Source organism: Pseudomonas sp. FA117 (genome assembly GCF_057370475.1).
This window is the reverse complement of the sequence record NZ_CM170675.1, coordinates 369,276-390,756: the sequence shown is the minus strand read 5'-3', so window position 1 is coordinate 390,756 and position 21,481 is coordinate 369,276. Positions and strand designations below refer to the sequence as shown.

Genomic DNA, 21,481 nt, shown 5'->3' with positions numbered 1-21,481 from the left:
ACAGAGGAACAATCATGGTCCTGCGCTCGGAAATCCTGGTGAACAAGAACGTCCTGCCCACTGCGGAACAGGCACTGCCTGGCCGCGAAACGCCAATGACCCTGCCCGAATTCCACTACGTGTTCGAAGGCACCCCGCTGCTCGGCCCGTTCTTCGAGGGCAGCATCGATTTCGCCATCTTCGGCCTGGGCTGTTTCTGGGGCGCCGAGCGACGCTTCTGGCAGCGTGAAGGCGTGGTCAGCACGGTGGTCGGCTATGCCGGCGGCTTCACCCCCAACCCGACCTACGAGGAAGTCTGCTCGGGCCTGACCGGCCACACCGAAGTGGTGCTGGTGGTGTTCGACAAGGACAAGGTCAGCTACCGCGACCTGCTGGCCATGTTCTGGGAGCTGCACAACCCGACCCAGGGCATGCGCCAGGGCAACGACATCGGCACCCAGTACCGCTCGGCGATCTACTGCACCTCGCCTGAACAACTGGAACAGGCCAAGGCCAGCCGCGACGCCTTCCAGGCCGAGCTGAACAAGGCCGGCTTCGGCGAGATCACCACCGAGATCGACCAGGCGCCGACCGTCTACTTCGCCGAGGCCTACCACCAGCAGTACCTGGCCAAGAACCCCGACGGCTACTGCGGTATCGGCGGCACCGGAGTGTGCCTGCCACCCAGCCTGCAGGGTAACTGAGCATGGGCATGATCCTGTTCCACGCCTCGCTGTCGCCGTTCGTGCGCAAGGTCATGCTGGTGCTGCACGAGACCGGCCAGCTGGACCGCGTGCGCCTGCAGACCGTCAACATCAGCCCGGTGAACGATGACGAGCAGCTCAACCGGGACAACCCGATCGGCAAGATCCCAGCCCTGCGCCTGGACGACGGCAGCGTGCTGCACGACAGCCGGGTGATCTGCGAATACCTCGACACCCAGCACGTCGGCAACCCGCTGATTCCCCGCGAGGGCTCAGCGCGCTGGCGGCGCCTGACCCTGGCCTCCCAGGCCGATGCGATCATGGATGCGGCGGTGTCGAGTCGCTATGAAAGCTTCCTGCGTCCTGAGGACAAGCGCTGGGACGGCTGGCTGCAGGCGCAGTCGCAGAAGATCCGCCGTGGCTTGGCGGATCTTGAGCAGCATCACCTGGCAGAGATCGCCTCCGGCTTCGATATTGCCGCGATTGGCGTGGCCTGCGCACTGGGCTATCTGGACCTGCGCCAACCGCAGCTCGGCTGGCGTGAGCAGCACCCGGGGCTGGCCGCGTGGTATGCCGAAGTGAGCCAGCGACCGTCGATGCTGGCGACCGTACCGGTGGCCTGAAGGGTCCTTCGCGGGCAAGTCGCAGGGGCGGTTCGGCGCTTCGACTTTCCCGCGAATGCCTCACCCCGGTCTGGCAGGAAACAGCAATCCCACGCGAACCGCCAGCCAGCGCCCGATTTCCCTGTCCTCCCTCATGCCGCCCTCCCCACCCGCGACCAGTCCAGCCGACGGGTCAGCACCATGAACACGCCGAGCAGGCCGAAGCACAGCAGCGAACCCATCAACAGCGCGTAGTCCTCGGCACTCAGCAGCCCGTACAGCAGGCCATACAGTGCCGCCAACCCTGCGGCAAAACCGATTCCACGCTGCGCGCTGTGCAGCACATGGCTCAGGTAGAACCCGATCAACAACACGCACGCCGCCGCCGACAGGCCATATGCCAGGCCAAAGCCCAGGTGCTCCGACAGCGACAGCAACAACAGGTAGAACAGCGCCAGCGCCACGCCGACCAGCACGTACTGCACCGGATGCACGCTCAGGTTCTTCAGCACCTCGAACAGGAAGAAGCCGGCAAAGGTCAGGGCAATGAACAGCAGCGCGTACTTGATCGCCCGCTCGCTCTTGAGGTACTGGTCCACCGGATCGACGAAGCTCACGCCGAAGGTCCGTGCGCTGAACTGCGCGCACTCGTCGGCCCCGCTACACTGGCGCAGGGCATCTTCCAGGTTGGTGGCGAAGAACGAGGTCTGCCAACGCGCGGTGAAGCCCTGTGCGTCGATCTCGCGGCTGGCTGGCAGGTAGCTGCCGACGAAGCTTGGATGTGGCCAGTTGGCTTGCATCTGCACCCGGCTGCTGCGCCCCACCGGCAGTACATGAAACTGGCCGGTGCCCTGCAGCGCGAGATCGAAGGCATAGCTGAACTCGCGGGCCGCCTGGCCGTCCAGTTGCGGCAGGCTGACGTGCACGCCACCGGTCATCCAGTCCAGGCCAGTGCCCGCTTCGAACGGCAGGCGCTGATCGTCGATGCTCAGTTCCAGGGCATTCTCGATGCCACGAATGTCGCTGATGCCCACCACCATGAACGGCTTGTCGAACCGATAGTCGTCGTAGTCCTTGTCGATGCCCCAGCGCTCCGGCAGCTTGAAGCTTCCGCTGATGCGGTTCCTGGCGTGGAACAGGCGTGCCTGGTAGATGCCACGGGCGCGCAGTTCGGTGTCGACCTGGCTGTCGACCTCGAAGGTTTCCGGCAGAAAGTACAGGTAGCCGCCGACCGTGCTGGTTTCCTGCACGGCTTCGCCATCCTTGTTGATCCACCGGCGCTGGTACTTGCGATACGGCACCACCAGCAGCGGGCCGCTGATCTGCTGGTCGAAGCTCGAGCTCTGGGCGATGTCCTGCAGCACGTTGTCGCGCAGCGCCTGGCGCTCATCGATCAGGCCGCCGATCATCAGCAAGGGGATCAGTAACAGCAGCATCAGCAGGGCGATCAGGCCGAGCTTGAAACTCAGGGTCTTGGTCATGGGGCTTGGGCTCCGGTTGTGATGGGCGCAGGTTGCACCCGGCACATGGAGCCAATGGGGAGGGTATGTGGAGATTGTGTGGAGATCGCCAGCCTGGCGCTCGCCCTTGCAGAAGGCGAGTCAGCTCATGCGTCGCGCCGGCAGCCACAACCTGACCTGCACCCCGCCCTCGACATTGCCCACCGCCAGTGCGCCGCCATGCAGTTGCATCACCTCGGCGACGAAGTTGAGCCCGAGCCCGCTGCTCTTGCGCCCGGTGCCCGGGCGCGGCAGCGAATAGAAGCGCTCGCTGAGCCGATCGATGGCGTAATCCGGAATCGCCTCTGCCTGGTTGAACAGGCTCAACGCCACCCGCTCGCCTTCGCGCGCCAGTTCGAACGACAGCTCCCCGCCGTGCGGGGTGAAGTCCAGGGCGTTCTCCAGCAGGTTGGCCAGCGCCTGGCGCAGCAGGAACGGATCGCACAGCAGCGACAGGCCAACAGGCACCTGTTGCCGGACCTGCAAACCGGCGCCGTCGATCCGTGCGGCATATCCCAGCAGCAGCTCTTCGATCAGGCCAGCCAGCGGTACCTGTTGCTCGTCCTCCAGCGCCTGCAGTTGCTCCACCCGGGCCAGGTTGAGCAAGCGCTCGATCATCTGCTGCAGGCGCTCGCTCTCGCGCTCGATATTGGCGGCAAAACGTGCCCGCTGCTCGTCCGGCATCGGCCCCTGCAACAGCTCCGAAGCCCCACGAATGGCAGCCAACGGGCTTTTCAGCTCGTGGGTGAGGGTGTGCACATAACGCTCGACGTAGGCTTTGCCCTCCAGCTGGGTGCGCATGCGCTCAACCGCCGTGGCCAGTTGCAGCAGCTCGCCACCCTTGTAGTGCGGCAGCGCGGCGCGCTCGCCCTCGCTCACGGCCTGGGCGTAATGGGTCAGCCGACGCAACGAACGCGCCAGCCACCACGACAGCGCCGCCCCCACCAGCAGCCCGAGCACGATCAGCCCCAGGCCGAGCGTCAGCAGGCGCCGCTCGGAGCGATCGATGTAGGGTTGCAACGAGCTGTTGGGCTTGGCCACCGTGACCACCCCGATGACCTGCCCGTTGTCCAGGATGGGCGCCGCGACGTGCATGACCGAGGTGCTTTCATCGTCCGGATCGCTGCGGGTGGAGCGCGCACCGTACTGGCCGCGCAGGGTCAGGTAGACGTCGTTCCAGCGCGAGTAGTCCTTGCCCAGCGCCTGGCCGCTGGAATCGAGCAGGACGATGCCATGGACATCGGTGACATAGATGCGGTGGCTGACCTGGTTCTTCGCCAGCCCCCAGATATCGGCACCGGGCCGTCGCTGCCCGTAGGACTCGAGCAACTGCGGCAGGCGACTTTGCCCCAGCGTGCCGGCCTTGACGTCGTCGTGGAGAATTTCGGCCAACAGGTTGGCGGTATCGACCAGGGTTTCCTCGGAAGACTGGCGCACCACCGGGCGGATCTGTTCGCGCACGGTATTGAGCAGGAAGTAACCCGACAACCCGACGAACAGGAAGTACACCAGAAAGATCCGGATCCCCAGGCGCATCAGGCGTGGTCCGGGCTGTAGCTGTAGCCCAGGCCGCGGTGGGTCTGGATCGGCTCGCCAGCGCCGGATACCTGCCGCAGCTTGGCCCGCAGGCTCTTGATGTGGCTGTCGATGGTGCGCTCGTAACCCGCGTCGCACGCCACACCCAACCCGTCGAGCAGTTGCTCGCGGCTGAATACCCGTCGTGGCTGCTCGAGCAGGCACTGGAGCAGGCGGAATTCATGACGGGTGAGGCCCAGGGCCTGACCGCGATAGAGAATGCGCATGCCCAGCGTATCGACCTCGAAGCGCTGCGTCGGGGCGACCGGCTCGACCCTCGGCGCCATGCGCTTGAGGATCGCCCGCACGCGTGCTGCCACCTCGCGCGGGCTGAACGGCTTGACCACGTAATCGTCGGCGCCGATCTCCAGGCCCACCACCCGGTCGATCTCGCCATCGCGGGCACTGAGGAACATCACCGGCACCTCGCTGAACCGGCGCAACTGCCGACAGGTCTCGAAGCCGCTGATATCGGGCAGGCCGATGTCGAGGATGACCAGGTCGGCCGGGCGCTGGCGCATCTGTTCGAGCGCGGCGCTACCCAGGGTCACCCAGGTGGTGCTGTGGCCGTCGGCCTGCAGGGCGTAGACCAGGGTGTCGGCGATGGCGGACTCGTCTTCGACGATCAGGATGTGGGGCATGGGTGAGGCTCTGCTCGGGCTGTCAGCAGTCCGGTTTGTCTGCGGTATAGCGCCGCGCCGGGTTCACCGCCGCCTTGAACTCGCGCAGCGCCTTGGCACCGATCAGCAGCGGGTAGTTGAAGTTGCTGCGGTCGGTCAGGTTGACCTCGACCGTACGCTTGACGTCGCCCAGGCACAGTTCCAGGTCCACCACCGGGCGGCGGGCGGCCTCGGTCGGCTCGTCCTCGTCTTCCTCATCGCCCGAACGGGCCTTGATCTTGCTGATGCGCGCCACCTTGTGCTCGTAGACCTTGCCGTCGGCGTCCTTGGTCGCCAGGCGGAAACGCACCCAGTCCTCGCCGTCGCGGGTGAAGGTCTCGATATCCTTGGCCGACAGCGAGGCCGTCAGTGCGCCGGTGTCCATCTTGGCCTTGAGGGTCTGGCCGATCTCGGGGAGCTTGATGTACTCGTAGCGGCCATACAAGGTCGGCTCGGCGGCCATCACCGGCAGCGCCAGCAGTGACAGGAGGGCAAGCAGTGGTTTCACGGGAAGCATTCCTTGAGATGAGACAGTGCTTAGACTGTGCAGGCAGGATAGGTTCGTTGTCACAGCCTATCCAACATAATGTGAAACATTTGTCCCCGCCATCGGGCGTTGGACGTTTGGCGTAAGCCGTTACCCTGCTTATCATTGCCAACCGCAAATTTCACACAACAAGAGTCTTCCTATGCGTCGCCTGCTGACCGGCATTCTTACAACGGCCCTGCTGCTGCTCAACACCCTGGTGCTGATCGGCCCATTGCTGGTCTTCGCCCTGCTCAAGCTGGTGCTGCCTGGCCGCGGCCGCGACTACGCCTCCTGGGTGGTCATGTGGATTGCCGAAACCTGGTCGGAAATCGACAAGGCCATTTTTGCCCTGTGCATCCCGACCCGCTGGGACATTCGCGGCATCGAGAAACTGCACCCGAACACCTCCTACCTGTGCGTCAGCAACCACCAGAGCTGGGTCGACATCCCGGCGCTGATCGAAAGCCTCAACCGTCGCGTGCCGTTCTTCAAGTTCTTCCTCAAGAAAGAGCTGATCTGGGTACCGCTGCTGGGGCTGGCGTGGTGGGCGCTGGACTACCCGTTCATGAAGCGCTACAGCAAGGCCTTCCTCGACAAGCATCCCGAGCTCAAGGGCAAGGACCTGGAGATCACCAAGGCCGCCTGCGAGTTGTTCAAGCGCCAGCCGGTGACCGTGGTCAATTACCTCGAAGGCACCCGTTTCACCGAGGCCAAGCGCGACCAGCAACAATCCCCCTATCGCCACCTGCTCAAGCCCAAGGCCGGCGGCGTGGCGTTCGTGCTGGCGGCGCTGGGCGAACAGCTCGATGCATTGCTGGACGTGACCATCGTCTATCCCGGCAACAAGGCGCCAGGATTCTGGGATCTGCTCAACGGCAGCATCAGCCAGGTCATCATCGACATCCGCGTGCGCGAGCTGGATCCGGCGCTGTGCGAGGGTGACTACGAGAGCGATCCGGCGTTTCGCCAGAGCGTGCAGGCCTGGGTCAACCAGCTGTGGGAAGACAAGGACCAGCGCATCGAGCAACTGCGCGCAGAGCTGCGCTGACGCGACGTTGCGCAGCCCTTTCGCGACACGAAGCCACCTGCGGGCACAGCAGCGTCACACCGAGGGCGCTGCCCCCGCCGGGCTGTTCCACAGACTGCCCAGGTTCTGCAGCAGCGAACCGCCAATGCCCTGCTGCCCCAGGTACTGCAGGATCAACGGCGCGAACTGGCCAACCATGCCGGAATCCATGCCCAACGCCTTGAAGGCATTGTCCAGGTCACTGCGGTTCTCGACATTGCCCAACGCGTTGCTCAGCGCCGACGAATGCTGGCTGTTCTTGCCCAGCAGATCACCCAGCCCGTTCAACCCGCCCAGGGCGTTGGCGCCGGACAACAGGTCCAGGCCCGGCACGGCCTTGGTCAGTTGGCCGTAATCGGCGCTGCTCAAATTGTTGCGTGCCAGCCCCAGCATCGCGCCGGTTCCACCCACGGCCTGCTCGGGGGTGATCTTCAGCTCGCTGCCCAGGGTATTGAGCAGATCGGCCTGTGCGGCCGGAGCCTGGACCTGGCCTTTCGGTGTCTGCATGGCCGAAACGGCGTTGGCCGCATCGTTGAGGTTGAAGGCGAACACCGGGCTTGCAGCCAGGGTCATCAGGGTTGCCAAGGTGAGTGCTTTCATCGGAGGGACCTCATAGGCCGGGATGGCCCGGGAAACGAGGCGTTTGACTGGGCGGCTGGAGCTTTGTTCCGGGCCGGATGTCGGTAAGTAACGAGCCCGCTCCCACAGGCAGTCACGCCAACTGTGGGAGCGGGCTCGTCCCGCGATTGGACCGCAAGGCGGCCCCAAAGACCTCAGGCAGCGCTGAAGGTCTTGTGCGGGTCGATCACGAATTTCTTCGGCACACCGGCATCGAACTCGCCGTATCCTTCCGGTGCCTGGTCGAGGCTGATCACCTGCACGCCCACCACTTCGGCGATGTTGATCCGGTCCCACATGATCGCCTGCATCAGCTGGCGGTTGTACTTCATGGTCGGGGTCTGGCCGGTGTGGAAGCTGTGCGACTTGGCCCAGCCCAGGCCGAAGCGAATGCTCAGCGCGCCAATCTTCGCCGCCGCGTCCACCGCGCCCGGATCTTCGGTGACGTACAGGCCCGGAATGCCGATCTTGCCGGCCACGCGGGTCACCTGCATCAGCGAGTTGAGCACGGTCGCCGGCGCCTCGTGCTTGGCGCCTTCGTGGCCATGGCCACGCGCCTCGAAGCCCACCGCATCGACGGCGCAGTCCACTTCCGGCTCGCCGAGAATATCGATGATCTGCTCGTGCAGCGGCGTGTCCTTGGACAGGTCGACCACCTCGAAGCCCTGGGACTTGGCATGCGCCAAGCGCAGCGGGTTCAGGTCACCGACGATCACGCAGGCGGCGCCCAGCAGGCGTGCCGATGCGGCAGCGGCCAGGCCGACCGGGCCGGCGCCGGCCACATAGACCGTGCTGCCCGGGCCGACGCCCGCGGTGACAGCGCCGTGATAGCCGGTGGGCAGGATGTCCGACAGGCAAGTCAGGTCACGGATCTTCTCCATGGCCTTGTCGCGGTCAGGCAGTTTCAGCAGGTTGAAGTCGGCGTACGGCACCAGCACGTATTCGGCCTGGCCACCGGTCCAGTCGCCCATGTCGACATAACCGTAGGCGCCACCGGCACGGGCCGGGTTGACGGTCAGGCACACGCCGGTGTGCATCTCCTTGCAGGAACGGCAGCGCCCGCAAGCGACGTTGAACGGCACCGACACCAGGTCGCCGATCTTCAGGCGCTCGACATCGCGGCCCAGTTCGACGATTTCACCGGTGATCTCATGGCCGAGGACCAGGCCGACCTGCGCAGTGGTGCGGCCACGGACCATATGCTGGTCGGAGCCGCAGATGTTGGTGGAAACCACCTTGAGGATCACGCCGTGCTCGATCTTCTTGCCGCGCGGATCCTGCATCTTGGGGTAGTCGATCTTCTGCACCTCGACCTTGCCTGCGCCGAGATACACCACTCCACGATTACCAGACATGCTCTTACCTCGCTTGATTTGTACTTGTGCAGCGTTGGTTGAAGCGCCGCCATCCATGGGCGGCATGTGTTACTGGAATGCAGGGAATTGTGGGCCTGATGCGGGATGTCGCGGTGACTGGATGCGACAGGGGGTTGTCTGTTTACGGCAGGTCGAAAGCGGCGAGGCCATTCGCGGGCAAGCCCGCTCCCACAGGTTCCTCGCAGCCTGAGCCCCGTCAGAGCACCACAGTGCGATTGGCGTTCAGGAACACCCGCCGTTCGATGTGATACCCCACCGCCCGCGCCAGGGTCAGGCACTCGATATCGCGCCCCTTGGCGATCAGGTCTTCCGGGTAGTGGCTATGATCCACCACCTCGACGCCCTGGGCGATGATCGGCCCTTCGTCGAGATCGTTATTGATGTAGTGCGCAGTGGCACCGACCATCTTCACGCCCTTGTTGTATGCCTGGTGATATGGCTTGGCACCCTTGAAACCCGGCAGCAGCGAGTGGTGGATGTTGATCGCCCAGCCATCCAGGCGCCGGCACAGCTCAGGCGACAGCACCTGCATGTAGCGCGCCAGGATCACCAGCTCGGCGCCGGTTTCCTCGATCACCTTGAGCACCTTGCGCTCCTGGCCCGGCTTGTCGTTCGGGTCGAGGGCGAAGTGGTAGTAGGGGATCTTGTGCCAGTGCGCCAGCGGCTCCAGGTCGGGGTGGTTGGAGATCACCGCGACCACCTCCATGCCCAGCTGGCCGATACGCTGGCGATACAACAGGTCGTTCAGGCAATGGTCGGCCTTGGACACCATGATCACCACCTTGGGGCGGTGATTGGGTGCGGTCAGCTCGAAGGCCATGCCGAACGTTTCGCTGCGCTCGGCGAGCCCGGCGCGGAAGGCGTCTTCATCGAAGCCTTCCGGCGCGCGGAACTCGACACGGATGAAGAAGCGCCCCGACAACCGGTCATCGAAGGAATGGTGCTCGGTGACGTAGCAGCGCTGCTCGAAGAGGTGACGCGTGACCACGTCGACCGTACCGAGCATGCTCGGGCAGTCGGCGGTGAGAATCCAGGTATCCGGTGCCCGACTCATGACGTGCGCTCCTTAAGCCTCGATGGCCAGGCCGTATTCGGCCGATGCGTCCTGCAGCCACAGCCACCAGTAGTCGGAGAAGCTGCGGCGGATAACCAGCTCCCAGGTGTCTTCGGCAGTGCGGCGGATCACCAGTTGCGACTTGGCGAACACGGTGCCGACGGCCTTGCCCACCGGGAAGTTGTTCGGGTGTACATCATAGCTGGTGGATTTCATCAGCACGTCGCGCACGTTAGGGCCGCGCAGCTCCAGCAGGGTCTGCCCGCCGCTGACGTTGACCACCTGGATGTGCTGGCCGTCGAGGGCATCGCGCAGCTTCTGCTCGACGGTGAACTCCTGGCCGCCAGGCACGATCAGCAACCACTCGTCGGGGCCGACCCACTGCAACGACATCTCGTTGTTGGCTACCACCGTCAGCGCCACCGGCAGCTCCAGGCCCAGGGCCTTGTGCACGGCGCCGGCGAACTGGGGATCATGACCATCGCCACGGAGCGTCAGGTGACCGAGGAATTTCTTTTCGCGCAGGGTCACGCCTGCGTTGTTGCGGCCCTTGCCGACCAGGCTGGCCAGGTCTGCATGGTGTAGCGGCGACTGGGCCTTGGCATCGCTGCCGGGGTTTTGCTGGAAGACGTTGATAGCGCTCATTTCTTACCTGCCTTGAATTCTTGTGCGACGCGACCCGAGACCCTGTAGGAGCGGGCTTGCCCGCGAAGAGGGCGGTGAATGCACCATCGCATTCGCGGGCGAGCCCGCTCCCACAGGGACCTCATTCCAACCAGGAGTACTGGCTGGGCCTTAGACGTTCTGCCGCTCACCCTTCGGATCGAAGAACACCGAAGACACGATTTCCGCTTCGATCACGCTGCCATCGGCCTGCGGCGAATAGACCCGCTCACCGAGGCGCTTGAGACCGCCCTTGACCACGCCCATGGCGAACGAATAGCCCAGGGAGTTGGCCTTGTAGCTGGAGGTCACGTGACCGACCATGTCCATCGGAATCGGCTGTCTGGGGTCGAACACCAGCTGGGCGCCCTCGGGCAGCCACACGTTCGGGTCCACCGGCTTGAGGCCGACCAGTTGCTTGCGGTTCTCGCGGGTGGTGTCTTCGCGGTTCATGCCACGCAGGCCGATCCACGAGTACGGCTTGTTGCGCCCCACGCACCAGCTCATGTTGAGGTCGTCCGGGGTCATCGAGCCGTCGGTGTCCTGGCCGACGATGATGAAGCCCTTCTCGGCACGCAGCACGTGCATGGTCTCGGTGCCGTACGGCGTGAGGTTGTACTGCTTGCCCGCCTCGATGATCTTCTCCAGCACGCCCATGGCGTAGTTGGCCTGGACGTTGACCTCGTACGACAGCTCGCCGGTGAACGAGATACGGAACACCCGCGCCGGCACGCCACCGACGTTGCCTTCCTTCCAGCTCATGAACGGGAAGGCGTCCTTGTCCAGGTCGATGTCGCTGATCTCTTCGAGCAGCTTGCGGCTGTTGGGGCCGGACAGGGTCATGGTCGCCCAGTGGTCGGTAACCGAGGTGAAGTACACCTTCAGCTCCGGCCATTCGGTCTGGTGGTACAGCTCCAGCCACTGCAGGACCCGGGCCGCACCGCCGGTGGTGGTGGTCATGATGAAGTGGTTGTCGCCGACGCAGGCGGTCACGCCGTCGTCGAAGACCATGCCGTCTTCCTTGCACATCAGGCCGTAGCGGGCCTTGCCCACGTCGAGCTTGGTCCAGGCGTTGGTGTAGATGCGGTTGAGGAACTCGCGTGCATCCGGGCCCTGGATGTCGATCTTGCCGAGGGTGGATGCATCGAGCAGGCCGACGCTGTCACGCACGGCCTTGCACTCGCGGGCCACGGCGGCATGGATGTCTTCGCCAGGCTTGGGGAAGTACCACGGGCGCTTCCACTGGCCGACGTCCTCGAACTCGGCGTTGTTCTTCACGTGCCAGGCATGCAGCGCGGTGAAGCGCACCGGCTCGAACAGGTGGCCGCAGTGCCGGCCCGCTACCGCACCGAAGGTCACCGGGGTGTAGTTGGGGCGGAACATGGTGGTACCCATTTCCGGGATGGTGATCCCCAGCGAACGGGCGGCGATGGCCAGGCCGTTGATGTTGCCCAGCTTGCCCTGGTCGGTGCCGAAGCCCAGCGCGGTGTAGCGCTTGACGTGCTCGACCGACTCGAACCCTTCACGGGTAGCCAGCTCGATGGCTGCGGCGGTGACGTCGTTCTGCTGGTCGACGAACTGCTTGGGCGCACGGGCCGTGCCCTTGTCGTGCGGCACCTGGAACAGTGCCACGGTGGCCTCTTCCTTGCGCTGCAGGGTCTTGGGCAGGCTGCCGACGCTGGCCTTGAAGCCTGCCTCGGTGGCTGCACGGGCGCCGCCCTCGAAGCCATCGGCAAGCACGTCGCCCAGGGCGTAGACGCCATTCACGCCACCGACGCACACGCGTTTCTGCGGCGCATCGCCAGGCACGAAACCGAGGATCTCTTCACGCCACACCGGGCGGCCGCCCAGGTGCGAGGCCAGGTGCACGATCGGGCTGTAGCCGCCGGAGGTGGCAACCAGGTCGCACTCGAGCCATTCACCCGGGCTGGTGACCTTGTGCGCCTGCACATCGATGGCCGCCACACGGGCACCGGTGACGTGCTTGCCGCCACGGGCCTCGATCACGGCACTGGAGGTGAGGATGCGAATGCCCTTGGCGCGCGCCTCTTCGACCAGCGAACCGCGCGGGTTATGCCGCGCATCGGCGATGGCGACCACCTGCAGGCCGGCGTCGTGCCAGTCCAGCGCAGTGCGATAGGCATGGTCGTTGTTGGTCGACAGCACCAGCTTGCGGCCCGGTGCCACGCCATAGCGACGCACGTAGGTCGACACGGCACCGGCCAGCATGTTGCCCGGCAGGTCGTTGTTGCCGTACACCAGCGGGCGCTCATGGGCACCGGCAGCCAGCACCACGCGCTTGGCCCGCACACGGTGCACGCGCTGGCGCACCTGGCCGATCGGCGCGCGATCACCGAGGTGGTCGGTCAGGCGCTCGTGGATGGTCAGGAAGTTATGGTCATGGTAGCCGTTGACCGTGCTGCGCGACAGCAGGGTGACTTCCGGCAACGCCTGCAGTTCGGCCAGGGTCGCGGCGACCCAGTCGGCGGCCGGCTTGCCGTCGAGGGTCTCGCGGCTGTCGAGCAGGCTGCCGCCGAACTCTTCCTGTTCGTCGGCCAGGATCACCCGTGCACCACTGCGGCCAGCGGCCAGTGCGGCGGCAAGGCCGGCCGGGCCACCGCCGACGATCAGCACGTCGCAGTGCTGGTTCATGTAGTCGTAGCTGTCAGGATCGTTCTGCAGCGGCGCACGCCCCAGGCCTGCCGCCTTGCGGATGTACTTCTCGTAGGTCATCCAGAACGACTTGGGATACATGAAGGTCTTGTAGTAGAACCCCGGCGGCATCATGTTGCCGCCGACCTTGCCGATGATGCCCATCATGTCGTTGTTGACGTTCGGCCAGCCGTTGGTGCTGGTGGCGACCAGGCCCGAGTACAGGGCTTGCTGGGTGGCGCGCACGTTGGGGATCTGCGTGGCTTCGCTGGAGCCGATCTGCAGGATGGCATTCGGCTCTTCGCTGCCGGCGGCGATGATTCCGCGAGGGCGCGAGTACTTGAAGCTGCGCCCGACGATCTCGACGCCGTTGGCCAGCAGCGCGGCGGCCAGGGTGTCGCCGGCATAACCCTGGTAGGTCTTGCCGTTGAAGGTGAAGTTCAGCACCTTGCTGCGGTCGATACGACCGCCGCTGGCGAGGCGGTAGACCTGGCTCATACTTTTTCTCCCTGGCCCTTGGCGGTCGCCGGTGCGGCGCTTTGACGGGATGCGGCGGTCACCTGGGGCTTCTCGCCGATCTTGTAGGTTTCGAGAATCTCGTAGGTCACCGTGTCACGGGTAACGTTGAAGTACTGGCGGCACCCGGCGACGTGGTCCCACAGTTCGTGGTGAATACCGCGCGGGTTGTCGCGGAAGAACATGTAGGTGCCCCACTCTTCGTCGGAGCAGGTGTTCGGATCCAGCGGGCGGGCGATGTGCGCCTGGCCTGAAGCGTGGAATTCTTCTTCGGAGCGCAGCTCGCCGCAGTGGGGACAGAAGATTTGCAACATGACGGTTGTCTCCGGGTCAGTGGGCGACGGCAGCAGCGCCGTGTTCGTCGATCAGCGCGCCGTTGTAGAAACGGTCGATGGAGAAAGGCGCGGCCAGCGGGTGCATCTCGCCCTTGGCCAGGCTCGCGGCGAAGACGTTGCCCGAACCCGGGGTGGCCTTGAAGCCGCCGGTGCCCCAGCCGCAGTTGAAGAACATGTTCTTGACCGGGGTCTTGGAGATGATCGGGCAGGCGTCGGGGGTGGTGTCGACGATGCCGCCCCACTGGCGGTTCATGCGCACGCGCGAGAGGATCGGGAACATCTCGACGATCGCCTGCAGGGTGTGCTCGATGACCGGGTACGAGCCGCGCTGGCCGTAGCCGACCCAGCTGTCGATACCGGCACCGATCACCAGGTCGCCCTTGTCGGACTGGCTGATGTAGCCGTGCACGGCGTTGGACATGATCACGCTGTCGATGATCGGCTTGATCGGTTCGGAGACCAGTGCCTGCAGCGGGTGCGATTCGAGCGGCAGGCGGAAGCCGGCCAGCCTGGCCATGTGCCCGGAGTTGCCGGCAGTGACCACGCCGACGCGCTTGGCGCCGATGAAGCCCTTGTTGGTTTCGACACCGATCACCGCGCCGTTTTCCTTGCGGAAACCGATCACTTCGGTCTGCTGGATCAAGTCCACGCCCAGGGCGTCGGCGGCGCGTGCGTAACCCCAGGCCACGGCATCGTGACGGGCCACGCCGCCGCGACGCTGCACGGTGGCACCGAGGATCGGGTAGCGGGTGTTCTTCGAGCAGTCCAGATACGGGATTTCCGCCGCGACCTGCTCGGTGAGGATCAGCTCGCCATCGACACCGTTGAGGCGGTTGGCGTTGACCCGGCGCTCGGAGTCACGGATATCCTGCAGCGTGTGGCACAGGTTGTAGACGCCGCGCTGGGAGAACATCACGTTGTAGTTGATGTCCTGCGACAGCCCTTCCCACAGCTTCATGGCGTGTTCGTAGAGATGCGCGGATTCGTCCCACAGGTAGTTGGAGCGCACGATGGTGGTGTTGCGCGCGGTGTTGCCGCCGCCCAGCCAGCCCTTCTCGACCACCGCGACGTTGGTGATGCCGTGTTCCTTGGCCAGGTAATAGGCGGTGGCCAGGCCATGGCCGCCACCGCCGACGATGACCACGTCGTAGACCTTCTTGGGGGTCGGCGTGCGCCACATGCGCTGCCAGTTCTCGTGGTGGCTGAGGGAGTGCTTGAGGAGGCCGAAGCCCGAATAGCGTTGCATGGTGTTCTACTCCACTCAGCGGTAGACCGGGAAGTCGGCGCACAGGGCGGCGACGTTCTTGGCGACATCGGCTTCGACGTCGGCATCGCCCAGGTTGTCCAGCACATCGCAGATCCAGCCGGCCAGCGCCACGCACTGGGCGACCTTGAAGCCACGGGTGGTGACGGCCGGGGTGCCGATGCGCAGGCCCGAGGTGACGAACGGCGACTGCGGGTCGTTGGGTACCGCGTTCTTGTTGACGGTGATGTGGGCGCGGCCGAGGGCGGCGTCGGCGTCCTTGCCGGTCAGGCCCTGGCGAATCAGGCTGACCAGGAACAGGTGGTTGTCGGTGCCACCGGAAACCACGTCGTAGCCACGCTCGATGAACACCTGGGCCATGGCCTGGGCATTCTCGATGACCTGCTTCTGGTAGGTCTTGAACTCAGGCTCCAGCGCCTCCTTGAAGCACACCGCCTTGGCGGCGATCACATGCATCAGCGGGCCGCCCTGGGCGCCGGGGAACACGGCAGCGTTGAGCTTCTTCTCGATCTCTTCGTTGGACCTGGCCAGGATCAGGCCGCCACGCGGACCGCGCAGGGTCTTGTGGGTGGTGGTGGTGACCACGTCGGCGAACGGAATCGGGTTCGGGTACAGACCTGCCGCGACCAGGCCGGCCACGTGGGCCATGTCGACGAACAGCAGCGCACCGACCTTGTCGGCGATCTGACGGAAGCGTGGGAAATCGAGGGTCTTGGAGTAGGCAGAGAAGCCGGCGACGATCATCTTCGGCTTGTGCTCGACGGCCAGGCGCTCGACCTCGTCGTAGTCGATCAGGCCGGTATCGGTATTGATTCCATACTGAACGGCGTTGTACAGCTTGCCCGAGGACGACACCTTGGCGCCGTGGGTCAGGTGGCCGCCGTGGGCCAGGCTCATGCCCAGGATGGTGTCGCCGGCCTGCAGCAGGGCGAGGTAGACCGCGCTGTTGGCCGAGGAGCCGGAGTGCGGCTGGACGTTGGCGTAGTCGGCACCGAACAATTGCTTGGCGCGCTCGATGGCCAGCGCCTCGACCTTGTCGACGTGCTCGCAGCCGCCGTAGTAGCGCTTGCCCGGATAGCCTTCGGCGTACTTGTTGGTGAGGCCGCTGCCCTGGGCCTGCATGACGCGCTTGCTGGTGTAGTTCTCCGAGGCGATCAGCTCGATGTGATCTTCCTGGCGCTGTTCCTCGGCATTCATCGCCGCCAGCAGTGCGTCGTCGTAACCCTGGATCTGGTCTTGCTTGCTGAACATCGTGTATCTCCCGGCAGCGATCGTTTCTTGTCTGGTGAGGGTCTTCCCACCCTTTGCAGCGATGGTATGACCGGGCCGGGGGGGCACAGATGCCTGCGCGCGCCTTGCAATGGCGCGTTTACGACATTGCCGGTGTGTTCATCAGGGTCTCCATGCCCCTCGGCGTGGCGCCTTGCCTGTGGGGGCCGGCTTGTCCCGCGATGAGGCCGGAAAAGCCTGTATAGGCAACCGTTTCAGCGATGGTTTAGAGTGCTGCCTTGCGACGTAAAAAGGACAGGCGTCATGACCGATAACAACCAACAATTCGCCAGCGACAACTATTCCGGCATCTGCCCCGAAGCCTGGGCTTCGATGGAGAAGGCCAACCAGGGCCACGAGCGCGCCTACGGTGACGACCAGTGGACCGAGCGCGCCTCGGCCTACTTCCGCAAGCTGTTCGAAACCGACTGCGAGGTGTTCTTCGCCTTCAACGGCACCGCCGCCAACTCGCTGGCGCTGGCCTCGCTGTGCCAGAGCTACCACAGCGTGATCTGCTCCGAGACCGCCCACGTCGAGACCGACGAATGTGGCGCACCGGAGTTCTTCTCAAACGGCTCCAAACTGCTGACCGCACGCAGCGTCGACGGCAAGCTGACGCCCGAGACCATCCGCGAGATCGCCCTGAAGCGTCAGGACATCCACTTCCCCAAGCCGCGCGTGGTCACCATCACCCAGGCCACCGAGGTCGGCAGCGTGTACCGCCCCGACGAGCTCAAGGCGATCAGCGCCACGTGCAAGGAGCTGGGGCTGAACCTGCACATGGATGGCGCACGCTTCTCCAATGCCTGCGCATTCCTCGGCTGCTCGCCGGCCGAACTGACCTGGAAGGCAGGCATCGACGTGCTGTGCTTCGGTGGCACCAAGAACGGCATGGCGGTAGGCGAGGCGATCCTGTTCTTCAACCGCGACCTGGCCGAAGACTTCGACTACCGCTGCAAGCAGGCCGGGCAACTGGCGTCGAAGATGCGTTTCCTCTCCGCCCCTTGGGTCGGGTTGCTCGAAGACGGTGCTTGGCTACGCCACGCCGAGCATGCCAACCAGTGCGCACAGTTGCTGGCCTCGCTGGTCAGTGATCTGCCGGGTGTCGAACTGATGTTCCCGGTGGAAGCCAACGGGGTGTTCCTGCAACTACCGGAGTTCGCCATCGATGCCCTGCGCAACAAGGGCTGGCGCTTCTACACCTTCATCGGCAGCGGTGGCGCGCGCTTCATGTGCTCCTGGGACACCCAGGAAGCACGCGTGCGTGAACTGGCGGCAGATATCCGCGCAATCATCGGCGGCTGAGCGAGCAGGCTCTCGGCGGGAGCGGGCTTTCCCGCTCCCACGTAGAATGCGTCGGCTCAAGATCATCAGCAGGACAGTTGCCCCGCCTCAGGCCTGGGTTCAGGACTCGCCGATGGTCCGGGCAATCGCGTCGACCGTGGCATCGACCTTGGCCTGGGTGCGTTCGAGCGTCTGCGCATGCTCGCGCTGCAACTCGATCTGCTTCGAGCACAGATTCAGGGCGGCCAGCACCAGCAGCTTGTCGCCGATCAGCGTGGGGTAGCTGCGCTTGGTCTCGGCCAGGGCGACGTTGAGCATGCGCACGGCCTGCGAGAGGGTTTCTTCCTGGCCTTCGGGCGCCTTCAGTGAATAGTCGGTGCCCAGAATGTTCACGACATTGATCGGCTGCGCTTGCAGTCTCATGCGCCGACGACACCTGCGCTGGCGCGCTCGACCAGCGCCTGGATGCGCGCGGCGGTGGCGCCCTGCTTTTCTTCCTGCTCCATCAGCGACAGCTGCAGGGTCTCGTTCTCTTCCTTGGCCTGGGCCAGTTGCTGGTCGAGGTTCTGGTTCTGCTCGGTCAGCTGCGCGTTCTTGTGCATCAGGTCGCCGACCAGCTGCTCCAGTTGATTCAGGGATGCTTCCAACATGCGTCTATCTCGGGTTGTTGCAAAGGGCGCACACGATAAAGAAAAGCACGCGCCCCCGCCATTAAAAATCAGGAAACAAGGGGTTTGTTCCGGCAGATTGACAGGCTTGAAGGCACCTTGTTCCGGCATGGGTCAACCGCCTGTCAGGAAGGACGATTGTACGCCGTCGTTTTAGCTCGGTTTTGCCTAAAGACTTGTAGGCCTCGACCGATAGGCAGGTAGGCCATATCTCTTCGCACGGACGCGAGCCCTCCCCCCGGATCTCGACGTCATGTCCCTACGCAATCTGAATATCGCCCCGCGTGCCCTGCTCGGTTTTTCCCTGATCGGTGTGCTGATGCTCGGCCTCGGTATTTTTTCGCTCATCCAGATGGGCAATATCCGTCAGGCGGGCATCATCATCGAGCAGGTCAACGTCCCCAGCATCAAGCTGCTGGACGAAATGACCGCCCTCAACCTGCGCTTGCGCACCCTGTCGTATCGCCTGCTGGTCAATCGTGATACCCAGGCCGACACCATGCGCCTGATGGACGAGCGCAACGCCCAGATCGACAAGGCCCGCAGCGCCTATGCGCCGCTGGTCACCGAGCCTGAAGAGCAGGCGGCCTTCGATCAGCTCGGGCAATTGCTGGCCCAGTACCGCCAGCTCGAGGCGCGCCTGCGCAGCCTGAGCCAGGCCGGCCAGCTCGACCCGCTGCGCGAGATGCTCAACCGCGACCTGCTGGCCAACTCCGACCAGATCAACAAGGCCATGGATCACCTGGTGCAGATCAACACCGTGCAGACGCGCCAGACCAACGAAGCGGCCGCCCGCCAGTACGACAATGCCTTCTCCCTGGTCATCGGCCTGCTGGTTGCCGCCACCGTGCTGACGCTGCTGTTCGCCCTGCTGCTGACGCGCAGCATCGTGCGCCCGATCGACGAGGCCCTGCGCTCGGCCGAGCAGATCGCCGAAGGCAATCTCAGTGAACGCATCGTCGCCGACGGCACCGACGAAGCTGCGCGCCTGCTGCAGGCCATGGCCAAGATGCAGGACAAACTGCGCGACACCCTGCAATTGATCGCCGGTTCCGCCACTCAGCTCGCCTCGGCAGCCGAGGAGCTCAACAGCGTCACCGACGAAAGCGCCCGCGGCCTGGCCCAGCAGAACAACGAGATCCAGCAGGCCGCCACGGCGGTCACCGAGATGACCAGCGCAGTCGAAGAGGTCGCTCGCAATGCCGTCAGCACCTCGGAGGCCTCGGGTGAAGCCAGCCGCTCGGCCGGCGACGGTCGTGATCTGGTCATCGAGACGGTCGGCGCCATCGAGCGCATGAGCAACGATGTGCAGACCACCGCCAGGCTGATCGAGGACCTGGCCGGGCAATCACGCGATATCGGCAAGGTGCTGGACGTGATCCGCGGCCTGGCCGACCAGACCAACCTGCTGGCGCTCAACGCTGCCATCGAAGCGGCGCGGGCCGGTGAAGCCGGCCGTGGCTTCGCGGTGGTGGCCGACGAGGTACGGGCATTGGCCCATCGTACCCAGCAGTCGACCAGCGAGATCGAACGGATGATCGGCAGCATCCAGGGCGGCACCGAGCACGCCGTGGAATCGATGCGCACCAGCACCGACCGCGCCGAATCGACCCTGAACATCGCCCGCGGCGCAGGCCTGGCGCTGGACACCATCACCAGCGCCGTGGCGCAGATCAACGAGCGCAACCTGGTGATCGCCAGCGCCGCCGAAGAGCAGGCCCAGGTGGCCCGCGAGGTGGACCGCAACCTGGTGAACATCAACGATCTGTCGGTGCAGAGCGCGACCGGTGCGCACCAGACCAGCGTCGCTAGTGCCGAGCTGTCGCGTCTGGCGGTGGATCTGAATGGGCTGGTGGCGCGGTTCAGGACCTGACCTGCAAAGCCATCGGGGCTGCTGCGCGGCCTGTCGCGGTACAAGGCCGCCCCCACAGGCACCTGTGGGGGCGGCTCGGATCAATACTCGATCCGCACATCCCCCTTGGGCACGCTGCAGCACGACAGGATGTAGCCTTCGGCTTCGTCTTCCTCGGTGATGCCACCGTTGTGGTCCATCTCCACTTCGCCGCCGAGCTTGAGCACCTTGCAGGTGCCGCAGATACCCATGCCGCAGGCCTTGGGGATCATCAGCCCGACTTTCGCCGCTGCCGCATGCACGGTTTCGCCCGGTGCAACGCGGATGCTCTTGTCGCTGCCGACGAACTCCACCAGGTTGAGGTCGGCCACATCCACTTCCGGCGCCTCGGCGGCCGCTTCGGCATGCTCGACCGCATCGGCCTTGGCCTCCGGCGGCGTCGCGCCGAACGATTCCTCGTGGTAGTTCTTCATGTCGAAGCCGACCGCCTCGAGCATGCGCTTGACCGCGTTCATGTAGGGCGTCGGGCCGCAGCAGAAGATCACCCGCTCCAGGTAGTCAGGGGCAATCAGCTCCATCAGTCGCTGGTTCAGGTAGCCGCGATAGCCCGCCCAGGGTTCGCCCAGCCCGTGCTTCTCGCAGATGATGTGCAGGCTGAAGTTGGGGATGCGCGAGGCCATCTGCTCCAGCTCGCGGTGGTAGATGATGTCCTTGGGCGAACGGGCACTGTGCACGAACACCATGTCGACGTTGGCATTGGTGTCGTAGAACCAGCGCGCCATGGACATCACCGGGGTGATACCGACGCCACCGGAGAGGTAGAGCATCTTCGCCGCCGGGAAGTCGATGGCGTTGAACAGCCCGACCGGGCCGTGCACGGGCAGCTCCAGGCCTTCGTGCATGGTGTCGTGGAGGAAGTTCGATACCAGCCCGCCCGGCACGCGCTTGACCGTGATCGAGAAGCTGTAGGGCACCGACGGCGCGCTGGAGATGGTGTAGGAGCGCATCACCGGCTTGCCTTCGATCTCCAGCTCCAGGGTGACGAACTGCCCGGGCTTGAAGAAGAACATGATCGGCTGGTCGGCCATGAAGCAGAAGGTGCGCACGTCCCAGGTCTCCTGGATGACCTTGACGCAGCGCACGATGTGACGGCCGTTGACCCAGGTCTGGGTAGTGACCGGGTTGAGGAAGGTTTCGGACATGTTCTTCTCCAGCAGCCGACTATCGGCCTTCTTATGGCTGCGATAATGCGCAAGCCAGAGGCGTCGTACATTCCCATCCGCGACATCGGCGTACTTATCGCGACCAGCCCCGAGG

The 21,481-nt window shown here is 64.7% G+C and carries 20 protein-coding genes and 1 pseudogene; 6 read left to right on the top strand and 15 right to left on the bottom strand.

Features of this window, described 5'->3' with window-relative positions:
* Nucleotides 1-14 precede the first annotated feature (14 nt).
* Nucleotides 15-683 (top strand): peptide-methionine (S)-S-oxide reductase MsrA, encoded by a 669-nt coding sequence (gene msrA, locus AC1TXO_RS01865; protein ID WP_486404808.1) that lies wholly within the window; start codon nucleotides 15-17, stop codon nucleotides 681-683.
* An 8-nt stretch (nucleotides 684-691) separates the two neighbouring features.
* Nucleotides 692-1,306, top strand: a complete 615-nt coding sequence (locus AC1TXO_RS01860; RefSeq protein WP_486406776.1) for a glutathione S-transferase — start codon at nucleotides 692-694, stop codon at nucleotides 1,304-1,306.
* A 131-nt stretch (nucleotides 1,307-1,437) separates the two neighbouring features.
* Here AC1TXO_RS01860 and creD read toward each other — a convergent pair whose 3' ends face one another.
* The 4 genes from creD to rloA2 form a co-directional block, all read right to left on the bottom strand.
* On the bottom strand, nucleotides 1,438-2,766 hold the full coding sequence (gene creD / locus AC1TXO_RS01855; RefSeq protein ID WP_486404807.1) for a cell envelope integrity protein CreD: 1,329 nt from the start codon (nucleotides 2,764-2,766) through the stop codon (nucleotides 1,438-1,440).
* 120 nt (nucleotides 2,767-2,886) lie between these two features.
* The gene (creC, locus tag AC1TXO_RS01850; protein ID WP_486404806.1) at nucleotides 2,887-4,320 is read right to left on the bottom strand and encodes a two-component system sensor histidine kinase CreC; all 1,434 of its coding nucleotides are present in this window, start codon (nucleotides 4,318-4,320) and stop codon (nucleotides 2,887-2,889) included.
* Entirely contained in the window at nucleotides 4,320-5,000 is a 681-nt protein-coding gene (gene creB / locus AC1TXO_RS01845) for a two-component system response regulator CreB (protein ID WP_486404805.1), read from the bottom strand. Before creB ends, creC begins: the two co-directional genes overlap by 1 nt.
* A gap of 22 nt (nucleotides 5,001-5,022) precedes the next feature.
* Nucleotides 5,023-5,526 carry a retropepsin-like aspartic peptidase RloA2 gene (rloA2, locus tag AC1TXO_RS01840; RefSeq protein ID WP_486404804.1) on the bottom strand — a complete coding sequence of 168 codons (504 nt, stop codon included), beginning with the start codon at nucleotides 5,524-5,526 and terminating at the stop codon, nucleotides 5,023-5,025.
* 181 nt (nucleotides 5,527-5,707) lie between these two features.
* Here rloA2 and AC1TXO_RS01835 point away from each other — a divergent pair, with 181 nt between their 5' ends.
* On the top strand, nucleotides 5,708-6,595 hold the full coding sequence (locus AC1TXO_RS01835; RefSeq protein WP_486404803.1) for an acyltransferase: 888 nt from the start codon (nucleotides 5,708-5,710) through the stop codon (nucleotides 6,593-6,595).
* 54 nt (nucleotides 6,596-6,649) lie between these two features.
* On the opposite strand, the gene AC1TXO_RS01830 is transcribed toward AC1TXO_RS01835, so the two are convergent.
* From AC1TXO_RS01830 to AC1TXO_RS01795, 8 genes are all read right to left on the bottom strand, one after another.
* Nucleotides 6,650-7,213 (bottom strand): DUF2780 domain-containing protein, encoded by a 564-nt coding sequence (locus tag AC1TXO_RS01830; RefSeq protein ID WP_486404802.1) that lies wholly within the window; start codon nucleotides 7,211-7,213, stop codon nucleotides 6,650-6,652.
* 173 nt (nucleotides 7,214-7,386) lie between these two features.
* Nucleotides 7,387-8,586, bottom strand: a complete 1,200-nt coding sequence (fdhA, locus tag AC1TXO_RS01825; protein WP_323453333.1) for a formaldehyde dehydrogenase, glutathione-independent — start codon at nucleotides 8,584-8,586, stop codon at nucleotides 7,387-7,389.
* A 217-nt stretch (nucleotides 8,587-8,803) separates the two neighbouring features.
* Entirely contained in the window at nucleotides 8,804-9,661 is an 858-nt protein-coding gene (purU, locus tag AC1TXO_RS01820) for a formyltetrahydrofolate deformylase (RefSeq protein WP_486404801.1), read from the bottom strand.
* Between the two features lie 12 nt (nucleotides 9,662-9,673).
* The gene (locus tag AC1TXO_RS01815; protein WP_486404800.1) at nucleotides 9,674-10,306 is read right to left on the bottom strand and encodes a sarcosine oxidase subunit gamma; all 633 of its coding nucleotides are present in this window, start codon (nucleotides 10,304-10,306) and stop codon (nucleotides 9,674-9,676) included.
* 150 nt (nucleotides 10,307-10,456) lie between these two features.
* Nucleotides 10,457-13,474, bottom strand: coding sequence for a sarcosine oxidase subunit alpha (locus tag AC1TXO_RS01810; protein WP_486404799.1), 3,018 nt, complete (start codon nucleotides 13,472-13,474; stop codon nucleotides 10,457-10,459).
* Nucleotides 13,471-13,806 carry a sarcosine oxidase subunit delta gene (locus AC1TXO_RS01805; RefSeq protein WP_186667473.1) on the bottom strand — a complete coding sequence of 112 codons (336 nt, stop codon included), beginning with the start codon at nucleotides 13,804-13,806 and terminating at the stop codon, nucleotides 13,471-13,473. Before AC1TXO_RS01805 ends, AC1TXO_RS01810 begins: the two co-directional genes overlap by 4 nt.
* Before the next feature lie 16 nt (nucleotides 13,807-13,822).
* Complete coding sequence (locus AC1TXO_RS01800) at nucleotides 13,823-15,073, bottom strand: sarcosine oxidase subunit beta family protein (RefSeq protein WP_486404798.1); 1,251 nt, start codon at nucleotides 15,071-15,073, stop codon at nucleotides 13,823-13,825.
* A 15-nt stretch (nucleotides 15,074-15,088) separates the two neighbouring features.
* Nucleotides 15,089-16,342, bottom strand: a complete 1,254-nt coding sequence (locus AC1TXO_RS01795) for a serine hydroxymethyltransferase (protein WP_486404797.1) — start codon at nucleotides 16,340-16,342, stop codon at nucleotides 15,089-15,091.
* Between the two features lie 282 nt (nucleotides 16,343-16,624).
* On the opposite strand from AC1TXO_RS01795, the gene AC1TXO_RS01790 reads away from it, so the two are divergent.
* Nucleotides 16,625-17,665, top strand: a complete 1,041-nt coding sequence (locus AC1TXO_RS01790) for a threonine aldolase family protein (protein WP_486404796.1) — start codon at nucleotides 16,625-16,627, stop codon at nucleotides 17,663-17,665.
* 99 nt (nucleotides 17,666-17,764) lie between these two features.
* On the opposite strand, the gene AC1TXO_RS01785 is transcribed toward AC1TXO_RS01790, so the two are convergent.
* Nucleotides 17,765-18,067 carry a cell division protein ZapA gene (locus AC1TXO_RS01785; RefSeq protein WP_486404795.1) on the bottom strand — a complete coding sequence of 101 codons (303 nt, stop codon included), beginning with the start codon at nucleotides 18,065-18,067 and terminating at the stop codon, nucleotides 17,765-17,767.
* The gene (locus AC1TXO_RS01780; RefSeq protein ID WP_486404794.1) at nucleotides 18,064-18,294 is read right to left on the bottom strand and encodes a hypothetical protein; all 231 of its coding nucleotides are present in this window, start codon (nucleotides 18,292-18,294) and stop codon (nucleotides 18,064-18,066) included. The genes AC1TXO_RS01785 and AC1TXO_RS01780 overlap by 4 nt, the downstream gene beginning before the upstream one ends.
* A 271-nt stretch (nucleotides 18,295-18,565) precedes the next feature.
* Between AC1TXO_RS01780 and AC1TXO_RS01775 the strand changes: the two are divergent.
* Together AC1TXO_RS01775 and AC1TXO_RS01770 are read left to right on the top strand one after the other, a co-directional pair.
* Nucleotides 18,566-19,282 (top strand): annotated as a pseudogene (locus AC1TXO_RS01775) (MCP four helix bundle domain-containing protein); the annotation flags it as partial.
* Between the two features lie 30 nt (nucleotides 19,283-19,312).
* Nucleotides 19,313-20,185 (top strand): methyl-accepting chemotaxis protein, encoded by an 873-nt coding sequence (locus AC1TXO_RS01770; protein ID WP_486406775.1) that lies wholly within the window; start codon nucleotides 19,313-19,315, stop codon nucleotides 20,183-20,185.
* A gap of 80 nt (nucleotides 20,186-20,265) precedes the next feature.
* Here the strand turns inward: AC1TXO_RS01770 and gbcB are convergent, their stop codons facing one another.
* Entirely contained in the window at nucleotides 20,266-21,366 is a 1,101-nt protein-coding gene (gbcB, locus tag AC1TXO_RS01765) for a glycine-betaine demethylase subunit GbcB (RefSeq protein ID WP_486404793.1), read from the bottom strand.
* Nucleotides 21,367-21,481: the final 115 nt, after the last annotated feature.